The organism is Ectopseudomonas toyotomiensis, assembly GCF_017167985.1.
Taxonomy (GTDB): domain Bacteria; phylum Pseudomonadota; class Gammaproteobacteria; order Pseudomonadales; family Pseudomonadaceae; genus Aquipseudomonas; species Aquipseudomonas toyotomiensis.
On sequence record NZ_CP070505.1, the window covers coordinates 4,660,878 to 4,679,377 of the forward strand.

The window sequence follows — 18,500 nt, forward strand, 5'->3', positions numbered from 1 at the left end:
GCCCAAGCATAAAAAAGCCCCGGCAAAGCCGGGGCGGATTAGGCAAACAGGCTGCTGCGGATGCGTGGTCCGCAGCAGAGGAACCGTTCTTAGTGGAACTGGTTCATGGTGTTGTCTTTGCCGCTCGCCTTCAGAGCGGCTTCGCCAGCGAAGTACTCCTTGTGGTTGTCGCCGATGTCGGAGCCAGCCATGTTCTGGTGCTTGACGCAGGCGATACCCTGACGCAGTTCCTGACGCTGCACGCCCTTCACGTAGGCCAGCATGCCCTGGTCGGCGAAGTAGCCCTTGGCCAGGTTGTCGGTGGACAGTGCGGCAGTGTGGTAGGTCGGCAGGGTGATCAGGTGGTGGAAGATGCCGGCGTGGGCCGAACCGTCGCGCTGGAAGGTACGGATCTTCTCGTCGGCAACCTGGGCCAGTTCGGTCTCGTCGTACTCGACGCTCATCAGCTTGGCGCGGTCGTAGGCGGAAACGTCCTTGCCTTCGGCAACCATGGCGTCGAACACCTGCTGACGGAAGTTCAGGGTCCAGTTGAAGGACGGGCTGTTGTTGTACACCAGTTTGGCGTTGGGGATGACTTCACGAATGCGGTCAACCATGGCCTTGATCTGGCCAACGTGCGGCTTCTCGGTCTCGATCCACAGCAGATCGGCGCCGTTCTGCAGGCTGGTGATGCAGTCCAGTACGCAGCGGTCTTCACCAGTGCCAGCACGGAACTGGAACAGGTTGGACGGCAGGCGCTTCGGACGCAGCAGCTTGCCGCCGCGGTTGATCACGACATCGCCGTTGCCCAGGTCGGCAGCAGACACTTCTTCGCAGTCCAGGAAGCTGTTGTACAGGTCGCCCAGGTCACCCGGCTCGTTGGTCACGGCGATCTGTTTGGTCAGACCGGCACCCAGAGAGTCGGTGCGTGCAACGATCACGCCGTTGTCGATGCCCAGCTCGAGGAAGGCGTAGCGAACGGCAGCGATCTTGGCAAGGAAGTCGGCGTGAGGAACGGTCACCTTACCGTCCTGGTGGCCGCACTGCTTCTCGTCGGAAACCTGGTTCTCGATCTGGATGCAGCAGGCGCCTGCTTCGATCATGCGCTTGGCCAGCAGGTAGGTGGCTTCCGGATTACCGAAACCAGCGTCGATGTCGGCGATGATCGGCACGATATGGGTTTCGTAGTTGTCGATCTGGTTCTGGATCTCGGCAGCCTTGGCCTGGTCGCCAGCTGCGCGAGCAGCGTCCAGGGCGGTGAACAGCAGATCCAGTTCGCGGCTGTCGGCCTGACGCAGGAAGGTGTACAGCTCTTCGATCAGGTCGGAGACGGCAGTCTTCTCGTGCATCGACTGGTCTGGCAGCGGGCCGAAGTCGGAGCGCAGAGCGGCAACCATCCAGCCGGACAGGTAGAGGTAGCGCTTGTTGGTGGTCTTCAGGTGCTTCTTGATCGAAATCAGCTTCTGCTGACCGATGAAGCCGTGCCAGCAACCCAGGGACTGGGTATAGACGGAGGAGTCGGCGTCGTACTCTTCCATGTCCTTGCGCATGATGTCAGCGGTGTACTGAGCGATTTCCAGACCGGTCTTGAAGCGGTTCTGAGCGCGCATACGGGCGACGGACTCGGGGTTGATAGCGCTCCAGCTGCTGCCGAACTTCTCTTTCAGAGCGGCTACAGCCTTGATGTCGTTTTGATATGCGGACATGGTCAATCCTTCAAAAAATGTGTTGGTTGAGCACCGACTACCCACGCAATGCGTGCACGGATGCAGCGGCTGCGGGAGGCTTCCACTTTGACGGCGAGAATACGGCTGGGGCGAGGATTGACCGCGAGGAGGGGAGATGTGGCGAACAGTTCGAGAGCATCGCGTGGGCCGGTTGGCTCGTGGAAACCTTGGGCACCTGCTGGGCTTTCGATCTGTCTGACGCTAAACGATTCCCCGTCCCTCAGGACAACTTCGTTCCAGTCGCAACCTCGTCGTACGGCCTTGTGGGCTGTTGGGACACGGACCGTTGCGAAGTACTTCGCGGGCGGTCTGGAGATCCTTTTCAGGACCCCTGGCTAGCGGGAGCGAGGCCATCATGCCTCTGGGAAAATGCTTCGTCAAACGTTTTGTAGTGGTTTTTTAAAACTACTACATATTCAGTAGACGACTGGCTGGTCACGCTTGGCAGCCCATGGGGTGGGCGTTTCAGGCATTTCGCGGGTTGCGTGAGTTGTCCATCGTTCTTGCGAGGGAAAGGGATTCGACTTTGGTCGGGGTGTCAGTCGATCGCTTCGACTTTCAGGCGCAGCGACATGTCCTCGCGGCCCTGGGTGGTGTGTCGACGCAACACGTCACGGCCGCTGGAGCTGGTTTCCTCGCTGACGCCACCCAAGGTAATCCACTCGCCGAGTCGGCCGCTGACGCGGGTATCGGTACTTTGCACATCGATCACGCCGGGGCGGCTGTTGCTGACGCGATCGCGTTGGCTGCTGATGGCAACGTGGACCAGTTCGCCAGAGAGGCTGGCCGTTACGTAGAAGCCGCGGGTCACGTCGCGGTACTGAGTATCCTGGTAAATCTGGCCGTAAGGACCGGTACTGGTGGTGGTCAGCGGCACGCTCTGGCCGACCTGAATCAGTGCTGGATAACCTTCGGTGGCCTGTACCTGCTGGGTGCCGCCGCCACGGCTGTCGGTGCTGCGGCGGATGATGCGCACCTGGTCGCGACCGTTCACTTCGCCGCGGCCGACCTGTACTCCGGCATTGCCGGCACTGAGCGTGCCATCGACGCGATAGCCGCGGTCGTTCTGGTAATTGCTGTCGGCGCTCTCCACGGTGATCAGCAGGCGACGCGGGCGGGTGTCGAGTTGCTGCAACAACACGCGCACTTCACCGATCTTGGCCGGTGACGCATTGACGATCAGTTGGTTGCCATAGGCGCTGACCTTGCCCTCGTTGTCGAGCATTGACTGCACCACGTCGAGTACGTCATCGGCAGTGCGGTAATTCAGTGGGATTACCTCGGTGGCCGCTTGCAGCGGCAGGCACAGGCCGAGAAGCAGGGCGGCGAACAGCGTGCGCAGGGTCATAGCAGAAAGCTCCGCAGATCAGGGTCGGTGATGCTGGTATCCCAGGCCTGGTCGAACTGGGTTTGGCGTTGGCGCACGCGCGCCGGATCGTTGTACAGGGCGTAGCCGGATTGTTGATCGAGTTCAGGCCGCACGAACAGGCCTCTGTCATCGGCGATCAGGAAGGCCAGTTCCTCACTGGCGTAATCCGGATTGAGTTTGCGGATATGCAGGTTGGAGGACAGTCGGCGTGACAGGGCGAGCAGGCGATGACCTTCCTTCACGGCGCGGGTCGGGTCGCGCAGCAGGATGCGCAGGCGCGCCCGAGGACTACTCAGCAGGAATCGGGTGCAGGCCTGCTGCATGCTGCTGTGGTGATAGAGCCAGGGCTCCAGGTCGTCGCTGTACAGGCACAGGTTGCGCTGGGCCTGCTGCATCAGCGCCAGGATGTGGGCTCGAGCCTGTTGGGGCTGGCTGAAACGCTCCAGACGCTCGTGCTGGCCGAGTATGAACGGGGCCGGCTCCCATCGCGCCGCATCTGGCGTGATGGGCTCGGGGTTGTGCACGGTAAAACGCCCCGGCGACTCGAATTCGATGGCTGCCAGCTCGATGGCTTCTGGCGTATCGATCGGTTCGACCGGGTCGTCTTTGTCGTTCATTTCGGTCTCTACTGGCTGGTGCGCACCATATCCACGTGCGGTATGCCGGCGTCGAGGTACTCGTCGCTGACAATCCTGAAGCCTAGCCTTTCATAGAACGGCGTGGCGTGCACCTGAGCGGTGAGCATTTGCTGATGCAGGCCGCGTTTTTCCGCTTCGGCGATCACTGCCTGCATCAGTTTTTCGCCGACCTTGAGGCCGCGCCAGTCCTTGAGTACCGAAACGCGACCGATATGGCCATCGGGTAGCAGGCGTGCGGTACCCACCGGGTAATCACCTTCCTCGGCGAGAAAGTGCACGGCGTCGGTATCCTCGGCGTCCCATTCCAGCTCCGGCGGTACCGATTGCTCGGCGACGAATACGCTATCGCGGATGCGACGAAGCTCGGCATTGTCCCTATGCCAGTCCGCGACACGGACAGTGATCTCACTCATCGGCAAATCCCAGGCTGCCTTGTTTGACCAGTTCCCACAGCAGAGTACGTCCCTCGTCGTCGGCCAGCCAGGCGCCGAGGTTTTCCACATGTAACGCATCGGCGCTGCAGATCAGCTTCAACAGCTCGCGCTGGCGGGCGGAAACCAGGCGGCTCTGGCCGCTGGCGAACAGCACCAGGTCTTCGCCGACTTCCGACCAGGCCATGCGCGCGCTGGGGTTGCGGATGAGGATCGCGCCATCTTCCAGCGCGCCGAGGAAGTCCTCTTCCTCGATCTCGATGCCGGCAACCAGCTCGGGGTACTTGGGCTCGGTCATGAACTGGCCGAACCAGGTCATCAGCAGGCGTTCGTCACTCATGTGCTCATTGAGCAGGGCCTTGAGGCGCTCCAGGGCGTCGCGCTGAATCTGGTTGGGATCCTCGCTCGGCTGGATGTCGGCATCGCTGTAACGCTCTTCGTCGGGCAGGAACTGGCCGAGGAAGTCGGTGAAATGGGTCAGTACTTCGGCGGCGCTCGGCGCGCGGAAGCCCACGGAATAGGTCATACAATCATCCTCAGCGGTGCCACAGTGGGCGAGGCATGGCGGCAGGTAGAGCATGTCGCCGGGTGCCAGCACCCATTCATCGGTTGGTTCGAATTGCGCCAGGATCTTCAGATCGGCGTGGGGGAGCAGCGGGCTGTCGGCATCGCATATCTGGCCAATTTGCCAGCGGCGATGGCCATGAGCCTGCAGCAGGAATACGTCGTAGTTGTCGAAATGCGGGCCGACGCCGCCACCGGGGGCAGCGAAGCTGATCATCAAGTCGTCGATGCGCCACTTGGGCAGGAACTTGAAGTCCTCCAGCAGCTCGGCCACTTCCGGGACGAACTGGTCGACGGCCTGGACCAGCAGGGTCCAGTCGCGCTCGGGCAGATCCTGGAAGGTGTCTTCGTTGAACGGGCCGCGCTGCAGTTCCCAGGGGCGCTCGCCGTGCTCGATCACGAGGCGCGATTCGACTTCTTCCTCCAGCGCCAAGCCGGCCAGTTCGTCCGGGCTGATCGGGCTTTCGAAGTCCGGGATCGCCTGGCGCACTAGCAGCGGTTTCTTCTGCCAGTAGTCGCGCAGGAATTCACGGGCTGTGAGGCCACCCAGCAATTGCAGCGGAGTATCAGGATTCATCAGTAAGCCCTTGAAATAGATAAAAACCTTAAAACAAAAACGCCCGGCTCAGCCGGGCGTCCTCGAGGCTGATCGCGCTTAGATCCGCTTGGCCTGGGCCACGGCGTTACCGATGTAGCGTGCCGGGGTCAGTTGCTTGAGCTCTTCCTTGGCGGCGGCCGGCATGTCCAGGCCGTCGATGAAGGCAAGCAGGGCCTCAGGGCTGATGCCCTTGCCGCGGGTCAGCTCCTTGAGCTTCTCGTACGGGTTCTCGATGGCATAACGGCGCATGACGGTCTGGATCGGCTCGGCGAGCACTTCCCAGCAGGCGTCCAGGTCTTCAGCGATTTTCTGAGCATTGAGCTCCAACTTGCTGATTCCCTTGAGGCTTGCCTCGTAAGCGATGACGCTGTGAGCGAAGCCGACACCCAGGTTACGCAGCACGGTGGAGTCGGTCAGGTCGCGCTGCCAGCGGGAGATCGGTAGCTTGCTGGCCAGGTGCTGGAAGATCGCGTTGGCGATGCCCAGGTTGCCTTCGGAGTTCTCGAAGTCGATCGGGTTGACCTTGTGCGGCATGGTCGAGGAGCCAATCTCGCCGGCGACGGTCTTCTGCTTAAAGTAACCGAGGGAGATGTAGCCCCAGACGTCGCGGTCGAAGTCGATCAGAATGGTGTTGAAGCGGGCGATGGCGTCGAACAGCTCGGCGATGTAGTCGTGCGGCTCGATCTGGGTGGTGTAGGGGTTGAAGGTCAGGCCCAGGTCACCTTCGATGAACTGGCGGGCATTGGCTTCCCAGTCGATGCTCGGGTAGGCCGACAGGTGCGCGTTGTAGTTGCCCACGGCGCCGTTGATCTTGCCCAGCAGCGGCACGGCAGCGACCTGCGCGATCTGCCGCTCCAGGCGGTAGACTACGTTGGCCAGTTCCTTGCCCAGGGTGGTCGGCGAAGCGGGTTGGCCGTGGGTGCGCGAGAGCATCGGCACGTCGGCGAACTTCACCGCCAGCTCGCGAATGGCGCCCGCCAGTTGCTTCATCAGCGGCAGCAGCACGTTGTCACGGCCTTCGCGCAGCATCAGGGCGTGGGACAGGTTATTGATGTCCTCGCTGGTGCAGGCGAAGTGGATGAACTCGCTGACCTTGTCCAGCTCCGGCAGCTTGGCGGCCTGCTCCTTGAGCAGGTACTCCACGGCCTTGACGTCGTGGTTGGTGGTGCGCTCGATTTCCTTGACGCGCTCGGCATGCTCGACGGCAAAGTTCTCGGCCAGCTCGTTGAGCAGGGCGTTGGCTTCGGCGGAGAAGGGCGCAACTTCCGGGATGCCTTCGTGGGCAGCCAGGCGCTGCAGCCAGCGCACTTCGACCAGTACACGGCTACGGATCAGACCGTATTCGCTGAAGATGGGGCGCAGGGCGCTGGTTTTGCCGGCGTAGCGGCCGTCGACGGGGGAAACCGCGGTGAGCGAGGAAAGCTGCATGTAGGCGTTCTCGGGCTGTCGGGCTGAAAAGCCATCCTGGATCACTGCGCATCGTGCTGGCTTCGATGAAGCGGGCGCTAGCTCAGGTACCGGGACGACCTCTGACGAAAAGGGCGCATATCATACATGAAAACCAGCGCTTGGCCGCCTATGCCCTGCGTCTTGCGACCGATAACAGACTGGCGGCGAAGATCAATGCTGCACCGAGCAGCGAAAGCGTGTCTGGCGTCTCGCCCCAGAGCAGCCAGGCAATGATGCCGGCGAAGACGATGGCCAGATAAGCCACCGGACCGATCAGGCCGGGTGGTGCCAAGCCGTAGGCGCGTGACATGATCACCTGGCTGGCGGTGGCCAGCAGACCGATGCCCAGCAGCCAGCTCAGTTGCGTGGCATCGAGCGGTTGCCAGCTCCAGGTCAGCGGGATGGCGGAGAACAGCGCACTGAACAGCGAGAAATAGAAGACGATGCGCGTCGCCGGCTCGCTGTCGCTCATTTCGCGGATGGAAACGAAGGCGAAGGCGGCCAGCACGCTGGCGGCCAGGCCAAACAGAGCGGGCCCCTCGAACAGAGCGCTACTGGGCTTGGCCACCAGTAGCACGCCGCACAAGCCGATCAGGCTGCTGATCAGCATGCGCCGGGTCAGTGGCTCCTTGAGCCAGAAGTGCGCGATCAGCGGGGTGAACACCGGTGCCGAGTAGGTGAACAACATGGCGTCGGCCAGAGGGAGGTGGGCGATGGCGTAGAAGAAGCAGTACATCGCCGCCAGGCCGTAGGTGGTGCGCCACAGGTGGGACTTCAGGCGGGTCGTGCGCAGCGGTCGCACTCCGCGTACCAGCAGCAGCGGCAGAAAGAACAGCACCCCGACCAGGTTGCGGAAGAACACCACCGACTCGTTGTTGACGCTGACGGATATCTCGCGGATGCCGACGCCAGTAAAGGCGAACAGCAGCGCCGAGAGCGCCAGCAGCAGGGCACCCTGAAGGGGTTTGACGCTGCGGCTGGCGGGCTCCATGGTCAGCTTCGCGTCAGTTCGTAGAGTTCTTTGAGCAGCTTGCTGCGGCTGAACACCAGCTGCCAGCGGTGACCGCCGAGCTGACGCCACAGGCGCGCCGAGCGGATGCCGGCGAGCAGCAGGGCACGGATTTTCGCGGCGTTGTTCGGCTGCTGCAGAAAGCGCATGTCGCCGTGCACCTGAATGCGCTGGCGGAAGGTGCTGATGGTGTCCTGATACAGGCCGCCGCACGCGGCGATGACGTTGTCATGGACCAGGCCGAAATGCTCGACCTGTTGTTGGATCTGATCCAGCCGGCTGCCCATCACCTGCAGCATGTCGCCGCGTTTGTCCAGTTGCCGCTCAAGGCCGATCATCGCCAGCGCATAGCGCAGCGGCTCGCGCTGCAGGGCGGATGGATTGCGCTCCAGCGAGCTGATCAGGGCGCGATAACCGTCACGCAGGTTGAGGTCGTCGCCGCCGTATACGTCCAGCGTGCTTTTCGGGTCGCGCACCAGCAGGCTGCCAAGCATGCAGCCTATCGAGGCTTCGCTGACCTGGCCGGTGCGGGCGATCTTGTCGGCCAGTACGGCGGCTTCGAATACGGCGCCGAGGGCAACCAGTTGCTCCTGCAGCGGGCTCATCGGACGTCCTCGTACCAGGCTTGTGCGGTTTCGATCACACCGCCGCCGAGACACACCTCGCCGTCATAGAACACCACGGACTGACCGGGGGTGACGGCGCGCTGCGGCTCATCGAACACGGCGCGATAGCCGTTTTCGGTCTTCTCCAGGGTGCAGCTCTGGTCACTCTGGCGGTAGCGCACCTTGGCCGTGAGGCGGAGCGGAGTGCTCAGATCCACCGGGTTGACCCAGTAGATGTCCGAGGCGAGCAGGGCGCGGGAGAACAGCCAGGGGTGTTCGTTGCCCTGACCGACGATCAGTACGTTGCGTGTCAGGTCCTTGCGCAGCACGTACCAGGGATCGTCGCTGGCGTCCTTGAGACCACCGATGCCGAGGCCCTGGCGCTGGCCGATGGTGTGGTACATCAGGCCGTGGTGGCGGCCGATTATCTGGCCGTCAGTGGTTTCGATATCGCCAGGCTGCGCCGGCAGGTACTGCTTGAGGAAGTCGCTGAAGCGGCGCTCGCCGATGAAGCAGATACCGGTGGAGTCCTTCTTCTTCGCCGTGGCCAGCTCGTACTTCTCGGCAATGGCGCGCACCTGCGGCTTTTCCAGTTCACCGACCGGGAACAGGGTCCTGGCGATCTGCTCGCCGCCCACGGCATGCAGGAAGTAGCTCTGGTCCTTGTTCGGGTCCAGGCCCTTGAGCAGCTCGGTACGGCCGTCGATATCGCGGCGACGCACGTAGTGGCCGGTGGCGATCAGGTCGGCGCCGAGGCTCAGGGCGTAGTCGAGGAAGGCTTTGAACTTGATCTCGCGGTTACACAGGATATCCGGGTTCGGCGTACGTCCGGCCTTGTATTCGGCCAGGAAGTGCTCGAACACATTGTCCCAGTATTCTGCGGCGAAGTTGGCGGTGTGCAGCTTGATGCCGATGCGATCGCATACGGCCTGGGCGTCGGCCAGGTCGTCCATGGCGGTGCAGTACTCGGTGCCGTCGTCTTCGTCCCAGTTCTTCATGAACAGGCCTTCGACCTGGTAACCCTGCTCCATCAACAGCAGGGCGGAAACGGACGAATCGACGCCGCCGGACATGCCGACGATCACGCGTTGGGTGCTAGGTGCTTGCATGGGAATCTGCGAGTGAAGCCTCAAAAGTTGCCGAGTCTAACAGGTAGGGTGCGCTATGCGCACCGAGCACATGCCACGGTGTCCGTGGTGCGCACGGCGCACCCTACGCAACGGCATATGCTCGCGATCAATCGCGCACCAGTTCCAGCGGCCCGTTTATGCCGGCCAGGTAGTCATCCACGCACTGCAGTACCAGCTCGCTGCGCCAGCGCTCGGGCTGGGTGGCCAGTTCGTCGCGGGTCAGCCAGGTGATGCCGCTGATGTCGCTGTCCAGTTCGCGCTCTGGGTTGTGATGCACCGGGCGTGCGCTGAAGCAGACGCGCTGATAGGTCACGCCATTACTTGGTGCGGTATAGAGGTAGATGCCGAGCAGGGCAGTGAGCTCGACGTCCCAGCCGGTTTCCTCGAGCGTCTCGCGCAGTGCGGCTTCGCATAGTGATTCATTGGCTTCCAGGTGCCCGGCCGGCTGGTTGAGTACCAGGCGGCCGGCCTTGAACTCTTCGACGAAGAGGAAACGGCCATCATCTTCGATCACCGTGGCCACGGTGATATGGGGTTGCCACTCCATTTTCGGTGCTCCAAAAAACGATCAGCGTGCAGGATTCTGTAGGAGCGAGCTTTGCTCGCGAAAAACAGCTTCGCGAGCAAAGCTCGCTCCTACGGCGATTGTTCGCGCTTATAAATAAAGAACCCCGGCACAAGACCGGGGTTCTTTTGACACTCAAGCCCTATCAGGCATTCAGTGCAGCCAGAGCGGCATTGAAGGTAGCGCTGGGGCGCATCACCTTGCTGGTCAGCTCAGGGTTGGAGCGGTAGTAGCCACCGATTTCGACCGTTTTGCCTTGTACGGCAGCCAGTTCGCCGACGATGGTCGCTTCCTGCTCGGTCAGTTGCTTGGCCAGCGGGGCGAAGTGAGCCTTCAGCTCGGCATCATCGTTCTGCTCGGCCAGGGCTTGCGCCCAGTACAGTGCCAGGTAGAAGTGGCTGCCGCGGTTGTCGATCTCGCCGACCTTGCGCGCCGGGGACTTGTTGTTGTCCAGCAGCTTGCCGGTGGCCTGGTCCAGGGTCTTGCCCAGTACCTTGGCCTTGGCGTTGTTGGTCTTGATGCCGGTTTCCTCAAGCGAGACGGCCAGGGCCAGGAACTCGCCCAGGGAATCCCAGCGCAGGTAGTTCTCTTCGACCAGCTGCTGTACGTGCTTGGGTGCCGAGCCGCCGGCGCCGGTTTCGTACATGCCGCCGCCAGCCATCAGTGGCACGATGGACAGCATCTTGGCCGAGGTACCCAGCTCCATGATCGGGAACAGATCGGTCAGGTAGTCGCGCAGTACGTTGCCGGTCACCGAGATGGTGTCCTGGCCGCGGATCATGCGCTCCATGGATACGCGGATGGCTTCGTTGTAGCCCATCATGCGGATGTCCAGGCCGGTCAGGTCGTAATCCTTGAGGTACAGCTCGACTTTCTTCTGCAGTTCGCGGTCGTGGGCGCGCTCCGGGTCCAGCCAGAAGATGGCAGGGGTGTTGGACTGACGAGCGCGGGTAACGGCCAGCTTGACCCAGTCGCGAATCGGCGCGTCCTTGGTCTGGCAGGCGCGCCAGATGTCGCCGGCTTCGACCTGGTGCTGCATCAGCACGGTGCCGTCGGCGGCGACGACGCGCATGGTGCCGTCGGCGGTCATTTCGAAGGTCTTGTCGTGAGAGCCGTACTCTTCGGCTTTCTGCGCCATCAGGCCGACGTTCGGCACGGTGCCCATGGTGGTCGGGTCGAACGCACCATTGGTTTTGCAGAAGTTGATCATTTCCTGATAGATGCGAGCGTAGGTGCTCTCAGGCATGACGGCCTTGGTGTCTTTCTGCTTGCCGTCCTTGCCCCACATCTGACCGGAATTGCGGATCATTGCCGGCATCGAGGCGTCGACGATGACATCGCTTGGAATGTGCAGGTTGGTAATGCCCTTGACCGAGTCGACCATGGCCATTTCAGGGCGATGGGCATAAACCTCGTGGATGTCGTGGAGGATTTCTTCCTGTTGCGAGGCTGGCAGCGACTTGATCTTGTCGTAGACGCTGCTGATACCGTTGTTCGGGTTGACGCCCAGTTCCTTGAACAGCTCACCGTACTTGTCGAACACATCCTTGTAGTAAACGCTGACGGCGTGGCCGAAGACGATCGGGTGGGAGACCTTCATCATGGTCGCCTTGACGTGCAGGGACCACATCACGCCGGTTTCCTTGCAGTCCTGCAGGGTCTTCTCGAAGAAATCACGCAGCTTGCGGCAGCTCATGAACATGCTATCGAACACTTCGCCTTCCTGCAGGGCGAGTTGTTTCTTGACCTCGACCTTGCCGTCCTTGCCGACGAACTCGATGCGCACGTCACCGGCCTTGGCCATGGTGATCGATTGCTCGCTGGAGAAGAAGTCGCCGCCGCGCATGTAGTCGGCGTGGGACTGCGAAGCCATGCTCCACTTGCCCATGCTGTGCGGGTGCTTGCGTGCATAGGCCTTGACCGCGGCCGGGGCGCGGCGGTCGGAGTTGCCTTCGCGCAGAACCGGGTTCACGGCGCTGCCCAGGATTTTGGCGTAGCGGCCGCGAACTTCTTTGTCTTCGTCGCTCTGCGGATCTTCCGGGAAGTCCGGAATGTTATAGCCCTGAGCCTGCAGCTCGGCGATGGCTGCCTTGAGCTGAGGTACGGAGGCGCTGATGTTCGGCAGTTTGATGATGTTGGCGTCCGGCTGCAGAGTCAGCTCGGCCAGTTTGGCCAGGTCGTCATCGATGCGCTTGTCGGCGTCCAGGCGGTCGGCAAAGCTTGCCAGGATCCGTCCAGCAAGAGAGATGTCGCGGGTTTCAACGGAGATGTCAGCCGAGGCGGCAAAGGCTTCTACAATTGGCAGAAGCGAATAGGTAGCGAGGGCCGGAGCTTCGTCGGTGAAGGTGTAGATGATCTTCGAAGGGGTGGACATTTAGGGTTAACTCTCTTCTTTGCTGAGCGCGCATAGAAACTCGACCTGCGCGGGTAGGCGCTTGAGCCCCATGATGGCGGGGCCGGGTCGAGGACTCGCCGCGGTGATGTTGGATGCACCCGTAGAGTGTCGAGCATTTCGAGCCGGCAGACAGTGGTGGCCGTTTACCGGGTTCAAGAGGTTGCTGTCTGGTTCCAGGCAGGTCGCCCCTTATGACTCGTTAGTCACCTAAGCAGTATACCACTGCGACACCTCGCCACAGAATGCCCAGTTGCATAAGACCTTTGCACATGTGTCTCCGCGAGCGGTTTGCGCTACTCTCGGGGATGCACACTGTCTAACCACAAGATGGAGTCCAGCATGGGATACCAAAAGATCCAGGTGCCAGCCAGCGGTGACAAAATCACCGTCAACGCCGATATGTCGCTGAACGTTCCAAACAACCCGATCATTCCGTTCATCGAGGGTGACGGTATCGGTGTCGATATTTCTCCGGTGATGATCAAGGTCGTCGACGCTGCTGTCGAAAAAGCCTATGGCGGCGCCCGCAAGATTTCCTGGATGGAAGTTTATGCCGGCGAGAAGGCCACCCAAGTTTACGATCAGGACACCTGGCTGCCGAAAGAAACCCTCGAAGCCGTGCGTGATTACGTGGTTTCGATCAAAGGCCCGCTGACCACGCCTGTTGGTGGTGGCATCCGCTCATTGAACGTGGCTTTGCGTCAGGAGCTTGATCTCTATGTCTGCCTGCGTCCGGTACGCTGGTTCGAGGGTGTGCCCAGTCCGGTGAAGAAACCGGGCGACGTGGACATGGTGATCTTCCGCGAGAACTCCGAAGACATCTATGCCGGCGTGGAGTGGAAAGCTGGCAGTCCCGAGGCCGAAAAGGTCATCAAGTTCCTCACCGAGGAAATGGGCGTCAAGAAGATTCGCTTCACCGATATGTGCGGTATCGGCATCAAGCCGGTTTCCGAGGCCGGCACCAAGCGCCTGGTGCGCAAGGCGCTGCAGTACGCCGTGGACAACGACCGTAGCTCGGTAACCCTGGTGCACAAGGGCAACATCATGAAGTTCACCGAGGGAGCCTTCAAGGAGTGGGGTTACGAGATCGCCCGAGAGGAATTCGGCGCCGAGCTGCTTGACGGCGGTCCGTGGATGCAGTTCAAGAACCCGCGTACCGGCAAGAACATCGTGGTCAAGGACGTGATTGCTGACGCCATGCTGCAGCAGATCCTGCTGCGTCCGGCCGAATATGACGTGATCGCTACCCTAAACCTCAATGGCGACTATCTGTCCGATGCCCTGGCGGCCGAAGTCGGCGGCATTGGCATCGCGCCCGGTGCCAACCTGTCCGATTCGGTTGCCATGTTCGAGGCGACTCATGGCACGGCGCCCAAATATGCCGGTCAGGACAAGGTCAACCCGGGCTCGGTCATTCTCTCCGCCGAGATGATGCTGCGTCACATGGGCTGGGCCGAGGCTGCCGATCTGATCATCAAGGGCACCAATGGCGCGATTGCTGCCAAGACGGTGACCTACGATTTCGAGCGTCTGATGGAGGGAGCGAAACTGATGTCCTGCTCCGAATTTGGCGATGCGATGATCAGCCACATGTAATCGGTAGACCGATTCAGAGCGTGAAAAAAAGGCCGGTCACATGACCGGCCTTTTCGTGGCGATTTGCCAGAGTACTCAGACTTCGACAGTGCTCGCGATATTTTGCGCCTGGGGTACTGCCACGGGGGCGTCCTGGTTGGCGGTAACCGCGCTGATATTGATGGCATGCAGTCCTTTGGGGCCTTGCACGATCTCGAAGCGGACCGGCTGGCCGGCCTTGAGTGTCTTGTAACCGTCCATCTGGATGGCCGAGTAGTGGGCGAACAGGTCCTCATCTCGGCCGTCGGCCAGGATGAATCCATAGCCTTTGGCGTTGTTGAACCACTTGACCTTACCGCTGAGCATGCTGATATCCCTCTGCAAAGGACTCCATCTCTGGAGTATCATCCACTTCGACTCCACGCGATAACCGACCAGGCTGGGCGAAGGCGTGGAATCCCTGATACCCACCAGTGGGTATTCATTTGTTGTAACACCCTTTTGCCGTTAGTCAAGGCTATACGGCGGATGGCTGAGAACTCAGTCAAACTCCCTCTAGCATCCCCGTTCGCCCGGCCCTGAACCTCTGATTTCAGCATGCATGCAAGTAGCCAGATTCGACTAACATTCAATCAGGATCACCCGGCAGAGCATGAGGATGACTCCTCTGGTATTGCTGTTCAGGAATCCAAGCCAGCATTGCAGGCACCACCGATGTACAAGGTGGTCTTATTCAATGACGACTACACCCCTATGGATTTCGTCGTCGAAGTGCTCGAAACGTTTTTCGGCATGAACCGGGAGCTGGCGACCAAGATCATGCTGGCCGTCCATACAGAAGGGCGTGCGGTATGTGGTGTGTACACCCGCGATATTGCGGAGACCAAGGCAATGCAGGTCAACCAATACGCGCGAGAGAGCCAGCATCCGCTACTCTGTGAAATAGAGAAGGACGGTTAACGCCGGCCACTTGGGTATGAGGTGAAGCTATGTTGAATCGAGAGCTCGAAGTCACCCTCAATCTGGCTTTCAAGGAGGCCCGTGCCAAGCGTCATGAATTCATGACGGTCGAGCACCTGCTGCTCGCCTTGCTGGATAACGAGGCAGCCGCCAGTGTGCTGCGGGCCTGTGGGGCCAACCTCGACAAGCTGCGCCACGATCTGCAGGAGTTCATCGACTCCACCACGCCACTGATTCCTCAGCACGATGAAGACCGCGAAACCCAGCCGACTCTGGGCTTTCAGCGCGTTCTGCAGCGTGCTGTCTTCCATGTGCAGAGCTCCGGCAAGCGTGAAGTGACCGGCGCCAATGTCCTGGTCGCGATCTTCAGCGAGCAGGAAAGCCAAGCCGTGTTCCTGCTCAAGCAGCAGAGCGTGGCCCGCATCGATGTGGTCAACTACATCGCCCATGGCATCTCCAAGGTGCCGGGGCATGGCGATCAGCACGAAAATGATCAGGACATGCAGGATGATGAGGGCGGCGAGTCCTCAGCTTCCGGTAATCCACTGGATGCCTACGCCAGCAACCTCAACGAACTGGCGCGCCAGGGACGTATCGATCCACTGGTCGGTCGCGAGCATGAAGTCGAGCGCGTTGCGCAGATTCTCGCGCGTCGGCGCAAGAACAACCCGCTGCTGGTGGGCGAGGCCGGTGTCGGCAAGACAGCCATCGCCGAAGGCCTGGCCAAGCGTATCGTTGACGAGCAGGTGCCTGATCTGCTGGCCGACAGTGTGGTCTATTCCCTGGATCTCGGCGCACTGCTGGCCGGCACCAAGTACCGCGGCGACTTCGAGAAGCGCTTCAAAGCGCTGCTCAATGAGCTGCGCAAGCGCCCGCACGCCATCCTCTTCATCGACGAGATTCACACCATCATCGGTGCTGGCGCGGCATCGGGCGGGGTCATGGATGCCTCCAACCTGCTCAAGCCAATGCTGTCCTCGGGTGAAATCCGCTGCATCGGTTCCACCACCTTCCAGGAATTCCGCGGTATCTTCGAGAAAGACCGCGCGCTGGCGCGACGCTTCCAGAAGGTCGACGTGGTCGAGCCTTCGGTAGAGGACACCGTCGGGATTCTCAAGGGGCTCAAGGCGCGCTTCGAGCAGCATCATCACATCGAGTACAGCGACGAGGCCTTGCGTGCTGCAGCCGAGCTGGCCGCGCGCTACATCAATGATCGACACATGCCGGACAAGGCTATCGACGTGATCGACGAGGCCGGCGCCTACCAGCGTCTGCAGCCGGAAGACAAGCGCGTGGCGCGTATCGAGGTGGCTCAGGTCGAGGATATCGTCGCCAAGATCGCGCGGATTCCGCCGAAGCACGTGTCCAGCTCCGACAAGGAGCTGCTGCGTAATCTGGAGCGCGATCTGAAACTTACGGTATTCGGTCAGGATGCCGCTATCGATTCGCTGGCTACCGCGATCAAACTGTCTCGTGCGGGCCTCAAGGCGCCGGACAAGCCGGTCGGTTCCTTCCTGTTCGCTGGCCCTACCGGCGTGGGCAAGACCGAGGCCGCACGGCAGTTGGCCAAGGCCATGGGTATCGAGCTGGTGCGTTTCGACATGTCCGAGTACATGGAGCGTCACACCGTGTCGCGCCTGATTGGTGCGCCGCCCGGTTACGTTGGTTTCGACCAGGGTGGCTTGCTGACCGAGGCGATCACCAAGCAGCCGCACTGCGTGCTGTTGCTCGATGAAATCGAGAAGGCGCATCCGGAAGTCTTCAACCTGCTGCTGCAGGTGATGGATCACGGTACGCTGACTGACAACAACGGGCGCAAGGCGGATTTCCGCAACGTGATCCTGATCATGACCACCAACGCCGGTGCGGAAACCGCTTCGCGTGCGTCGATCGGTTTCACCCAGCAGGATCATTCCACCGATGCCATGGAAGTGATCAAGAAGAGCTTCACGCCGGAGTTCCGCAACCGTCTGGACACCATCATCCAGTTCGGTCGCCTGAGTCACGAGACGATCAAGAGTATCGTCGACAAGTTCCTCACCGAACTGCAGGCGCAGCTGGAGGACAAGCGCGTCACGCTGGAGGTCAGCGATGCAGCGCGCAGCTGGCTGGCCGAGCGCGGTTACGATGTGATGATGGGGGCGCGGCCGATGGCGCGTTTGATCCAGGACAAGATCAAGCGTCCGCTGGCGGAGGAAATCCTCTTCGGCGAGCTGGCCGAGCATGGCGGCGTAGTACACATCGACATCAAGGATGGCGAGCCCAGCTTCGAGTTCGAGACGGCGGCAGAGGTCGCCTGATCGAATGGTCTCAGGTGCACTGAAAGCCCTGGTGGCTTTCCGTGAGCAAACGAAAACGCCCGGCATATGCCGGGCGTTTTCGTTTGGTGCTTGGCTTAACGGGCGCGGTAGGTGATGCGGCCCTTGCTCAAGTCATAAGGCGTCAGCTCAACGCGCACCTTGTCACCAGTGAGAATGCGGATGTAGTTCTTGCGCATCTTGCCGGAGATGTGCGCGGTAACGACGTGCCCGTTTTCCAACTCCACGCGAAACATGGTGTTGGGCAGGGTGTCGACGACAGTGCCTTCCATTTCGAAGCTGTCTTCTTTCGACATGCAGTAAAGCCCTCGGTATCCAGGAAATGGCCCGGTGCAACTGGCGCCAGGCAAAAGCGGCGTGCATTGTGCCCGAAAACAGTGGGCTGCGCCAAGTGGCTTGGAGTGTCGAACTGACTGGGGTGGTGGCTGAGAGGCTAGGTAAGCAGTGTCCAGCGCTGATTAACGAACAGTTCGATGGGGCGGTACTGAGTCTTGTAGTTCATCTTCCGACAATTCTTGATCCAGTAGCCGAGGTAGACGGCCTCCAGCCCCAGGCGCTCGGCCTCGCCGATTTGCCAGAGGATGGCGAATCGCCCCAGGCTGCGGCGTTCTTCGGTGGGGTCGTAGAAGGTATAAACCGCCGACAGACCGTTTGGCAGAACGTCAGTGACTGCGATGGCAACCAATCTGCCCTGCAGGCGAAACTCATAGAAGCGTGAGAACGGCAGGTCGCGAATCAGAAAGGTCGAGAACTGGTCGCGGCTCGGTGGATACATGTCACCATCAGCGTGGCGCTGCTCGATATAGCCCACGTAGAGATCGTAATATTCTTCAGTGAATGCCGGGCGCACGCAGCGAACGACGATGTCTTCATTGCGTTTGAGGATGCGCCGCTGCTGGCGGTTAGGCGTGAAACGCGCAGCAGGAATGCGTGCAGGAATGCAGGCGGTGCACTGTTGGCAATGCGGTCGGTAGAGGTGGTCGCCGCTGCGGCGAAAGCCCATTTCCGAAAGTTCTGCATAAACCAGCACATCCATGGGCTGGCTGGGGTCGAGAAACAGGGTGGTGGCCTGTTCTTCCGGCAGATAGCTGCATGGATGGGGTTGAGTGGCATAGAACTTCAGGCGGGCCAGCTCGGTCATGGCGGTGTCTCTGGGAAGCCTGATAAAGAGTGTATGCCAGGCTGCGA

General features: G+C 60.9%; 17 protein-coding genes. 3 read left to right on the forward strand and 14 right to left on the reverse strand.

All coding sequences use genetic code 11. The features are described 5' to 3' along the window. Window positions 1-89 precede the first annotated feature (89 nt). The 11 genes from JWV26_RS21575 to JWV26_RS21625 all read right to left on the reverse strand — a co-directional run bounded on the left by JWV26_RS21575 (window position 90) and on the right by JWV26_RS21625 (window position 12,438). Window positions 90-1,685: an isocitrate lyase gene (locus JWV26_RS21575; RefSeq protein WP_072424095.1), complete on the reverse strand. Its 1,596-nt coding sequence runs from the start codon at window positions 1,683-1,685 to the stop codon at window positions 90-92. Between the two features lie 559 nt (window positions 1,686-2,244). After that, on the reverse strand, window positions 2,245-3,054 hold the full coding sequence (locus JWV26_RS21580; protein ID WP_206417784.1) for a secretin N-terminal domain-containing protein: 810 nt from the start codon (window positions 3,052-3,054) through the stop codon (window positions 2,245-2,247). After that, window positions 3,051-3,692, reverse strand: coding sequence for a DUF7931 domain-containing protein (locus JWV26_RS21585; protein WP_206417785.1), 642 nt, complete (start codon window positions 3,690-3,692; stop codon window positions 3,051-3,053). The genes JWV26_RS21580 and JWV26_RS21585 overlap by 4 nt, the downstream gene beginning before the upstream one ends. Before the next feature lie 8 nt (window positions 3,693-3,700). Then, window positions 3,701-4,126 (reverse strand): GNAT family N-acetyltransferase, encoded by a 426-nt coding sequence (locus JWV26_RS21590; protein WP_036999437.1) that lies wholly within the window; start codon window positions 4,124-4,126, stop codon window positions 3,701-3,703. Then, window positions 4,119-5,285, reverse strand: coding sequence for a ribosomal protein uL16 3-hydroxylase (locus tag JWV26_RS21595; RefSeq protein WP_206417786.1), 1,167 nt, complete (start codon window positions 5,283-5,285; stop codon window positions 4,119-4,121). The genes JWV26_RS21590 and JWV26_RS21595 overlap by 8 nt, the downstream gene beginning before the upstream one ends. 78 nt (window positions 5,286-5,363) lie before the next feature. After that, window positions 5,364-6,734 carry an adenylosuccinate lyase gene (gene purB, locus JWV26_RS21600; RefSeq protein ID WP_074678640.1) on the reverse strand — a complete coding sequence of 457 codons (1,371 nt, stop codon included), beginning with the start codon at window positions 6,732-6,734 and terminating at the stop codon, window positions 5,364-5,366. A gap of 148 nt (window positions 6,735-6,882) precedes the next feature. After that, window positions 6,883-7,746, reverse strand: a complete 864-nt coding sequence (locus JWV26_RS21605; RefSeq protein ID WP_206417787.1) for a DMT family transporter — start codon at window positions 7,744-7,746, stop codon at window positions 6,883-6,885. A gap of 2 nt (window positions 7,747-7,748) precedes the next feature. Then, on the reverse strand, window positions 7,749-8,369 hold the full coding sequence (gene hflD / locus JWV26_RS21610) for a high frequency lysogenization protein HflD (protein ID WP_206417788.1): 621 nt from the start codon (window positions 8,367-8,369) through the stop codon (window positions 7,749-7,751). Further along, complete coding sequence (mnmA, locus tag JWV26_RS21615; RefSeq protein ID WP_206417789.1) at window positions 8,366-9,478, reverse strand: tRNA 2-thiouridine(34) synthase MnmA; 1,113 nt, start codon at window positions 9,476-9,478, stop codon at window positions 8,366-8,368. The genes hflD and mnmA overlap by 4 nt, the downstream gene beginning before the upstream one ends. 127 nt (window positions 9,479-9,605) lie before the next feature. Beyond that, window positions 9,606-10,046 (reverse strand): NUDIX hydrolase, encoded by a 441-nt coding sequence (locus tag JWV26_RS21620; RefSeq protein WP_206417790.1) that lies wholly within the window; start codon window positions 10,044-10,046, stop codon window positions 9,606-9,608. A gap of 163 nt (window positions 10,047-10,209) precedes the next feature. Further along, entirely contained in the window at window positions 10,210-12,438 is a 2,229-nt protein-coding gene (locus tag JWV26_RS21625; RefSeq protein WP_206417791.1) for an NADP-dependent isocitrate dehydrogenase, read from the reverse strand. Between the two features lie 360 nt (window positions 12,439-12,798). Between JWV26_RS21625 and icd the strand changes: the two genes are divergently transcribed. Next, window positions 12,799-14,055, forward strand: a complete 1,257-nt coding sequence (gene icd / locus JWV26_RS21630; protein WP_017677068.1) for an NADP-dependent isocitrate dehydrogenase — start codon at window positions 12,799-12,801, stop codon at window positions 14,053-14,055. A gap of 75 nt (window positions 14,056-14,130) precedes the next feature. On the opposite strand, the gene cspD is transcribed toward icd, so the two are convergent. Further along, window positions 14,131-14,400, reverse strand: a complete 270-nt coding sequence (gene cspD, locus JWV26_RS21635) for a cold shock domain-containing protein CspD (protein ID WP_072424088.1) — start codon at window positions 14,398-14,400, stop codon at window positions 14,131-14,133. A 231-nt stretch (window positions 14,401-14,631) separates the two neighbouring features. Here cspD and clpS point away from each other — a divergent pair, with 231 nt between their 5' ends. Together clpS and clpA are read left to right on the forward strand one after the other, a co-directional pair. Then, window positions 14,632-14,994 carry an ATP-dependent Clp protease adapter ClpS gene (gene clpS / locus JWV26_RS21640; protein ID WP_003460431.1) on the forward strand — a complete coding sequence of 121 codons (363 nt, stop codon included), beginning with the start codon at window positions 14,632-14,634 and terminating at the stop codon, window positions 14,992-14,994. A 29-nt stretch (window positions 14,995-15,023) separates the two neighbouring features. Next, window positions 15,024-17,294, forward strand: a complete 2,271-nt coding sequence (gene clpA / locus JWV26_RS21645; RefSeq protein ID WP_074914886.1) for an ATP-dependent Clp protease ATP-binding subunit ClpA — start codon at window positions 15,024-15,026, stop codon at window positions 17,292-17,294. A gap of 95 nt (window positions 17,295-17,389) precedes the next feature. On the opposite strand, the gene infA is transcribed toward clpA, so the two are convergent. Both infA and JWV26_RS21655 read right to left on the reverse strand, forming a co-directional pair. After that, window positions 17,390-17,608, reverse strand: coding sequence for a translation initiation factor IF-1 (infA, locus tag JWV26_RS21650; protein ID WP_002553999.1), 219 nt, complete (start codon window positions 17,606-17,608; stop codon window positions 17,390-17,392). Between the two features lie 137 nt (window positions 17,609-17,745). Continuing rightward, on the reverse strand, window positions 17,746-18,453 hold the full coding sequence (locus tag JWV26_RS21655) for an arginyltransferase (protein WP_017677064.1): 708 nt from the start codon (window positions 18,451-18,453) through the stop codon (window positions 17,746-17,748). Window positions 18,454-18,500 lie beyond the last annotated feature (47 nt).